The organism is Saccharopolyspora aridisoli (assembly GCF_004348445.1).
GTDB classification, from domain to species: domain Bacteria; phylum Actinomycetota; class Actinomycetes; order Mycobacteriales; family Pseudonocardiaceae; genus Saccharopolyspora; species Saccharopolyspora aridisoli.
The window spans coordinates 67,541-75,482 of record NZ_SMKV01000021.1 but is presented as its reverse complement, the minus strand read 5'-3'; the positions used below and the strand labels follow the sequence as shown (position 1 = coordinate 75,482).

Annotated in this window: 1 protein-coding gene (only partly in view); it reads left to right on the top strand. The window is 70.5% G+C overall.

The annotated features are described in order from the left end of the window. The first annotated feature begins 25 nt into the window (after positions 1–25). Positions 26–7,942 carry the 5' portion of a type I polyketide synthase gene (locus tag E1161_RS17520; RefSeq protein WP_132624590.1) on the top strand. Its footprint extends 22,476 nt past the window's final position, so only the first 7,917 of its 30,393 coding nucleotides appear in the window; its start codon is at positions 26–28; its stop codon lies beyond the right edge, outside the window.

The window sequence follows — 7,942 nt, the reverse complement described above, 5'->3', positions numbered from 1 at the left end:
AAGACACGGCGATCAAAGGAAACCGATGAGCAGCTCTGAGAAGCAGTACGTCGAGGCTCTGCGCTCGTCCTTGAAGGAGAACGATCGCCTGCGCAAGCAGAACCAGCAGCTCATCGCCGCCGCGGTGGAGCCCATCGCGATCGTGGGGATGGGCTGCCGGTACCCGGGCGGTGCGTCCTCGCCCGAGGAGCTGTGGGAGCTGGTGGCCGAGGGGCGCGACGTCATCTCGGAGTTCCCCGCGGATCGCGGCTGGGACGTCAGCGAGCTCTCCAGCGCCACCTCCCAGGGCGGTTTCCTGTCCGACGTCGCCGGGTTCGACGCGGGCTTCTTCGGCATCTCGCCGCGCGAGGCCGTGGCCATGGACCCGCAGCAGCGGCTGCTGCTGGAGGTCTCGTGGGAGGCCGTCGAGCGGTCGGGCATCGACGCCGCTTCGCTGCGCTCGAGCCGGACCGGCGTGTTCATGGGCACCACCGGCCAGGACTACAGCGAACTCCTCGCGGCTTCCAGCGAGGACGTGGGCCTGTACTCCACCACGGCGTTCGCCGCGAGCGTGCTCTCGGGACGCATCTCCTACCTGCTGGGGCTGGAGGGACCGGCGGTCACGGTCGACACCGCGTGCTCCTCTTCGCTGGTCGCCCTGCACAACGCCATGCAGTCGCTGCGCGGCGGCGAGTGCTCCCTCGCGCTGGCCGGTGGCGTGGCGGTGATGTCGACGCCCAACGCGTTCACCGCGTTCAGCTCGCAGAGCGGTCTGGCGCCGGACGGCCGGTGCAAGGCGTTCTCCGATTCCGCTGACGGGACCGGGTGGTCCGAGGGCGTCGGCGTGCTCGTGCTGGAGCGGCTGTCGGACGCGCAGCGCAACGGCCACGAGGTGCTGGCCGTGCTGCGCGGTTCGGCGATCAACCAGGACGGCGCGTCGAACGGGTTGACCGCCCCGAACGGGCCGTCGCAGCAGCGGGTGATCCGGACCGCCCTCGACAACGCGAACCTCTCGGCCGGAGACGTCGACGTGGTCGAGGCTCACGGCACGGGCACGACCCTGGGCGATCCGATCGAAGCCCAGGCTGTTCAGGCGACCTACGGGCAGGACCGCGAGCAGCCGGTGCTGCTGGGCTCGATCAAGTCGAACGTCGGCCACCCGCAGGGCGCTGCGGGTGTCGCCGGCGTGATCAAGATGGCCATGGCGCTGCGCCACGGCGTGCTGCCGAAGACGCTGCACGTCGAGAGCCGATCGTCCAACGTGGATTGGTCCGCCGGTGCGGTGGAGCTGCTGAGCTCGCCCCGGGAGTGGCAGCGGGGTGATCGGCCGCGCCGGGCTGGGGTGTCGGCCTTCGGCGTCAGCGGCACGAACGCGCACCTGATCATCGAGGAGGCTCCGGAAGCCGCGCTGCCCGATCCCGAGGGGGTGTCCGATCTCGTCGAGGTGCCGTGGGTGGTGTCGGGGAAGTCGGAGGCCGCGCTGGCGGCGCAGCTCGATCGGATCGACTCGTTCGCGGAGCGCCACCCGCACCTCTCGCCGGTCGACATCGGCTATTCCCTGGCCGCCTCCCGCTCGACGTTCGAGCACCGGGTGGTGCGTCTCGCCTCCCGCGATGCCGTGGTCGAGGCGGCGCGCGGCGTGGCTGGTGAGCGGTCGTTGGGCGTGTTGTTCGCGGGTCAGGGTGCGCAGCGGTTGGGGATGGGTCGGGATCTCTACGACCGGTTCCCGGTGTTCGCCGAGTCTTTGGACGTCGTTCTGGGGCATCTGGATCCGGCGGTGCGGGATGTGATGTGGGGTGAGGACGCGGAAGCGCTGAATGAGACCGGCAACGCCCAGCCCGCGTTGTTCGCGGTCGAGGTGGCGCTGTTCCGCTTGGCGGAGTCGTTCGGGTTGCGGCCGGATTGCGTGGCGGGGCATTCGATCGGTGAGATCGCAGCCGCGCACGTGGCTGGTGTGTTCTGCCTGGAAGATGCGTGCACGCTGGTCAGCGCTCGGGCGAGGTTGATGCAGGCGCTGCCGTCGGGTGGCGCGATGGTGGCGGTGCAAGCCAGCGAGGCCGAGGTCCTGCCGCACCTCACGGACGGTGTCTCGATCGCGGCGGTCAATGGCCCGTCGTCGGTGGTCTTGGCCGGTGATGAGGCCCCGGTGCTGGCGATGTCGGAACGGTGGAAGTCGACGCGCTTGGAGGTCTCCCACGCGTTCCACTCCTCGTTGATGGATCCGATGCTGGAGGATTTCCGCGAGGCGATCAGCGGTGTGTCGTTCCAGGAGCCGGTGATCCCGCTGGTCACCGGCCGGGTTCCGGATTTCAGTGGAGATCAGGCCCCGGAGTTCAGTGGAAATCAAGTCCCGGATTTCAGTGGGAGTCGGGTTCCCGATTCCAGTGGGAGTCGGGGACCGGAGCACGGGTGCAATTCGGGTTTTGACGGTGACATGACGTCGCCGGAGTTCTGGGTGCGGCATGTGCGGGAGACCGTGCGGTTCGCTGACAGCGTGCGGGCGTTGGGGGAGCGGGGTGTGAACGCGTTCCTGGAACTCGGGCCGGGTGGTGTCTTGTCGGCGATGGCCGCGGATTCCGTGTCGGAGGGCGCGGTTGTGGTTCCTGCGCAGCGCAAGGGTCGCGATGGGGGATCGGCTTTGGTCGATGCGTTGGCGCGGTTGCACGTGGCCGGTGTCGATGTGGACTGGGCGCGGTTCTTCGCGGGCACCGGTGCGCGACGACTGGACCTGCCGACGTACGCGTTCCAGCGCGAGCGGTTCTGGCCCCGGCCCGTCACCGCATCGGGCGATGTGCGCTCCGCCGGGTTGGAATCGGTCGGACACCCGCTGCTGGGCGCCGGAGCAGAACTGGCGGGCTCGGACGGGTTCCTGCTCGCCAGCCGGTTGACGCTGCGCACCCACACCTGGCTCGCCGATCACGTGGTGCACGGACGAGTTCTCTTCCCCGGCACCGGTTTCCTCGAACTGGCGATTCGCGCTGGCGACGAGGTGGGCTGCGGCCACGTCGAAGAACTGACGCTGTCCGCACCGCTGGTGCTGCCCCCGCAGGGCGACGTGCAGGTCCAGGTGTCGGTGGGTGCTGCCGACGAATCGGACCGACGACAGGTGGCCATCTTCTCCCGCCGTGCGGACGAGGGTGAGAGGGTCTGGACCCAGCACGCCAGCGGCGTGCTCGCCGTGACGGCGGCCGATCCGACGTTCGACCTGGGTGCCTGGCCGCCTGCCGGTGCCGAGCCCGTCGACGTGGCCGGCTGCTACGAGCGGTTCGCCGAGGTCGGGTTCGACTACGGCCCGGTGTTCCGCGGGCTGCGTGCGGTGTGGCGCCGTGGTGACGAACTGTTCGCCGAAGTCGCGCTTCCGGACGGCGTCGGCGCCGAGGACTTCGGCCTGCACCCGGCCCTGCTGGACGCCGGAATGCACGCATCGGGCTTCGGCGACGTCGGCGCGCTCAGCCGGAGCGGTTTGCCGTTCTCGTGGCAAGGCGTGTCGCTGCACGCCTCGGGCGCTTCGGTGGTGCGGATGCGGCTCGCCCCGGGACCGGACGCCACGACGGTGCTCTCCGTCGCCGACGCCACCGGCTCCCCGGTGGCCACGATCGACCGCCTCGTCACCCGGCAACTGCCCGCCGAACAACTCGCCGACGCATCGGCAGCGCGCGATGCGCTGTTCCAGCTCGACTGGACTCCCGTCGCCACCTCGGAGGCGATCGACCCCGAATGGGCCGTGCTCAGCCCGGACGACCTCGGCCTGGCCGCAGCGGCGCACGACGACCTGGCCGACGTCGACGCCGTCGTGCTCCTGGTGCCCGTCGTCGGTGACGGCGAGGACGTCGTCGGCTCCGTCCACGCGGCGACCACGCGCGTCCTGGAGCTCCTGCAGGACTGGTTGGCGCAAGACCGGTTCACCGACTCGCGACTGGTGTTCGTGACCTGCCGCGCGACCTCGGGCGAGGACCTGACCGGCGCGGCGGTGTGGGGCCTGGTGCGGTCGGCGCAGACCGAGCACCCGGGACGGTTCGTGCTGGTCGACGTGGAGCCCGGAACCCGACCTGAGGCGGTGGCCCGCGCGCTCACCAGCGACGAACCGCAGGTGCTGATCCGCGGTGACCAGGTGCTCGCCCCGCGCATCGGCCGGGCGACCGGTTCCGAGCAGGAACCCGCCTGGGACGGCGGGGGTACCGTGCTGATCACCGGTGGCACCGGTGGCCTGGGCGCTGTGCTGGCCCGTCACCTGGTGAGCAGGCACGGCGTGCGCGACCTGCTGCTGGTCAGCCGCCGGGGCCCGGACGCCGAGGGAGCCGAAGAGCTCGTCGCCGAGATGACCGAGCAGGGCGCCACCGCGGAGGTCGTGTCCTGCGACGTGACGGATCGCGCCTCGGTCGCCGCACTGCTGGAGCAGCACCCGGTGCGAGCCGTGGTGCACACCGCGGGCGTCGTCGAAGACGGCGTGATCGAGTCGCTGACGCCCGAGGCCGTCGACACCGTGCTGGCCCCGAAGGTCGACGCCGCCTGGCACCTGCACGAACTCGCCGGGGACCTGTCGGCGTTCGTCCTGTTCTCCTCCGCCGCGGCCACCTTCGGAGGCGCCGGGCAGGGCAACTACGCAGCGGGCAACGCCTTCCTCGACGGTCTGGCGCGGTACCGGCGGGAGCGCGGGCTCCCTGCCGTGTCGTTGGGGTGGGGTGCGTGGGAGCAGTCGGTCGGCCTGACGAGCGAGCTCTCCGAAGCGGACCTCCAGCGGATCTCGCGGATGGGAGTCCGCCCGCTGTCGGTGGAGCAGGGCGTCGAGGTGTTCGACGCGGCGCTGGGAACCGGCGAGCCGCAGCTCCTGCCGGTGCGCCTCGACCTACCCGCGTTGCGCGCTCGCGGAGAGCTCGCGCCCCTGCTGCGAGGGCTGATCCGCACGCCGATCCGGCGGACGTCGGCGGCGTCCCGCGCTGAGACGGAAGCGCTAGGGGATCGCCTCGCCGCGTTGACCGGAGCCGAGCGCACCGAGCGGTTGGTGGAGCTGGTCCGCGACGAGGTGGCGGCCGTGCTCGGGCACACGAGCGCCGGGGGAGTCGATCCCTCGCGTCCTTTCCAGGACCTGGGCTTCGACTCGTTGACCGCGGTGGAGCTGCGGAACCGGTTGACGGCGGCGACCGGCACCCGGCTGTCCGCGACCTCGGTGTTCGACTACCCGACGGTGACCAGGCTCGCCGAGCACCTGCGCGACGACTTGTTCGGCGTGGTCTTCGACACGCCCGCGCCCCTTTCGCCGCTCCCGTCGCTCGACGACGACCCGATCGTGATCGTGGGGATGGCCTGCCGGTACCCGGGTGGTGTGTCGTCGCCGGAGGACTTGTGGCGGCTGGTCACCGAGGACTCAGACGCGATCACCGGGTTCCCGACCAACCGGGGCTGGGACCTGGGGGGCCTGTTCGACACCGATCCGGACCGATCGGGGACCTCCTACGCGAACGCGGGCGGATTCCTGCACGACGCGGGCGAGTTCGACGCGGACTTCTTCGCGATGTCACCGCGAGAGGCGCTGGCGACCGACGTCCAGCAGCGGCTGGTGCTGCAGACGGCGTGGGAGGCCATCGAGCGGGCCGGCATCGACCCGACGTCGCTGCAGGGCAGCCAGACGGGCGTCTTCGCCGGTGTGATGGTCAACGACTACGGCACGCTGCTGGACGGCGAGACCTTCGAGGGCTACCAGGGCACCGGCACCGCGCAGAGCGTGCTGTCCGGTCGCGTCTCCTACACCTTCGGGTTCGAGGGGCCGGCGGTGACGGTGGACACGGCCTGTTCGTCGTCGCTGGTGTCGATGCACCTGGCGGCGCAGTCGCTGCGGCACGGCGAGTGCTCGTTGGCGCTGGCCGGCGGTGTGACCGTGATGTCGACCCCGGCGTCCTTCGTGGTCTTCTCCCGCCAGCGCGGCCTGGCCGCGGACGGCCGGTGCAAGTCCTACTCGGATGCGGCCGACGGCGTGGGCTGGTCCGAGGGCGCTGGTCTGCTGGTGCTGGAGCGGCTGTCGGATGCGCAGCGCAACGGTCATCGCGTTCTGGCGGTGCTGCGGGGTTCCGCGGTGAACCAGGATGGCGCGTCGAACGGGCTCACCGCCCCGAACGGTCCCTCGCAGCAGCGGGTGATCCGCCAGGCGTTGGCCAGCGCAAGTCTGTCCACTTCGGACGTCGATGTGGTGGAGGGGCACGGAACCGGTACGGCTCTGGGCGATCCGATCGAGGCCCAGGCGCTGCTCGCCACGTACGGGCAGGAACGCGAACAGCCGATGCTGCTGGGTTCGATCAAGTCGAACCTCGGGCACACCCAGGCCGCCTCCGGTGTCGCGGGCGTGATCAAGATGGTCATGGCGATGCGCACCGGCGTGGTTCCGCGGACGCTGCACGCGGACGTACCGTCGTCGCACGTGGACTGGGAAGCCGGTTCGGTCGAGCTGCTGGGAGCTCCCGCGGAGTGGCCGGAGACGGGTCGGCCTCGCCGGTCCGGTGTGTCGTCGTTCGGTGTCAGCGGCACGAACGCGCACGTCATCCTGGAGCAGGGTCCTGCCGTCGAGGAACCCGCGGACGAGCCGCGGGTGACGCCGGGCGTCGTGCCGTGGGTGGTGTCGGCGAAGTCCGAGGCGGCGTTGGACGAGCAGATCGCGCGACTTCGCGACCTCGACGCGGCACCTGCCGATGTCGCCCTCTCGCTGGTGACGTCGCGAGCGGTGTTCGAGCACCGCGCGGTGTTGCTTACCTCGGACAGCGGCGTGGTCGAGGTCGCGCGTGGCCTGGCCGGTGAGCCTCCCTTGGCGGTGTTGTTCTCGGGTCAGGGTTCGCAGCGGTTGGGGATGGGTCGGGATCTCTACGACCGGTTCCCGGTGTTCGCCGAGTCCTTGGAGGCGGTTCTGGGGCATCTGGACCCTGCGGTCCGCGATGTGATGTGGGGTGAGGACGCGGAGGCGTTGAACCAGACCGGCAACGCGCAGCCCGCGTTGTTCGCGGTCGAGGTGGCGCTGTTCCGCTTGGTGGAGTCGTTCGGGTTGCGGCCGGACCATCTCGCGGGGCATTCGATCGGTGAGGTCGCTGCTGCCCATGTCGCTGGTGTGTTCTCGTTGGAGGACGCGTGCACGCTGGTCAGCGCTCGGGCGAGGTTGATGCAGGCGCTGCCGTCGGGTGGCGCGATGGTGGCGGTGCAGGCCGGTGAGGAGGAGGTTCTGCCGCACCTCACGGATGGTGTGTCGATCGCGGCGGTGAACGGCCCGTCGTCGGTGGTCTTGGCCGGTGATGAGGCCGCGGTGCTGGAGGTGTCCTCGCGGTGGAAGTCGACGCGCTTGGAGGTCTCCCACGCGTTCCACTCGCCGTTGATGGATCCGATGCTGGAGGATTTCCGCGAGGCGATCAGCGGTGTGTCGTTCCAGCAGCCGGTGATCCCGCTGGTCACCGGCCGGGTTCCGGGTTTCAGTGGAAGTCGGGGACCGGAGTACGGAGATTTTCCGGGTTCTGGGCGTGACGTGACGTCGCCGGAGTTCTGGGTGCAGCACGTGCGGAATACCGTGCGGTTCGCTGACAGCGTGCGGGCGCTGGACGAGCTGGGTGTGGACGCGTTCCTGGAGATCGGGCCGGACGGCGTGCTCTCCGCGATGACGGCCGAATCCGCGCCGGACGCTTCGGTGATCACGTCGGTCCTGCGCAAGGACCACGACGAGGAGACCGCGCTCGTCACCGCGCTCGCCAAGCTCCACTCGGCCGGTGCGGACCTGCGGTGGGAGCGGGTGCTGGAAGGCACGGGCGCTCGTCGGATCGACCTGCCCACCTACGCCTTCGAACGCCATTGGTACTGGCCCGACGTGTCGGGCGAGTCGGGTGATGTGCGCGGCGCCGGCCTGGCATCGGTGGAGCACCCGCTGCTGGGGGCGGCGGCGGAGCTCGCGGATTCGGACGGGTTCCTGTTCACCAGCCGCTTGTCGGTGCGGTCC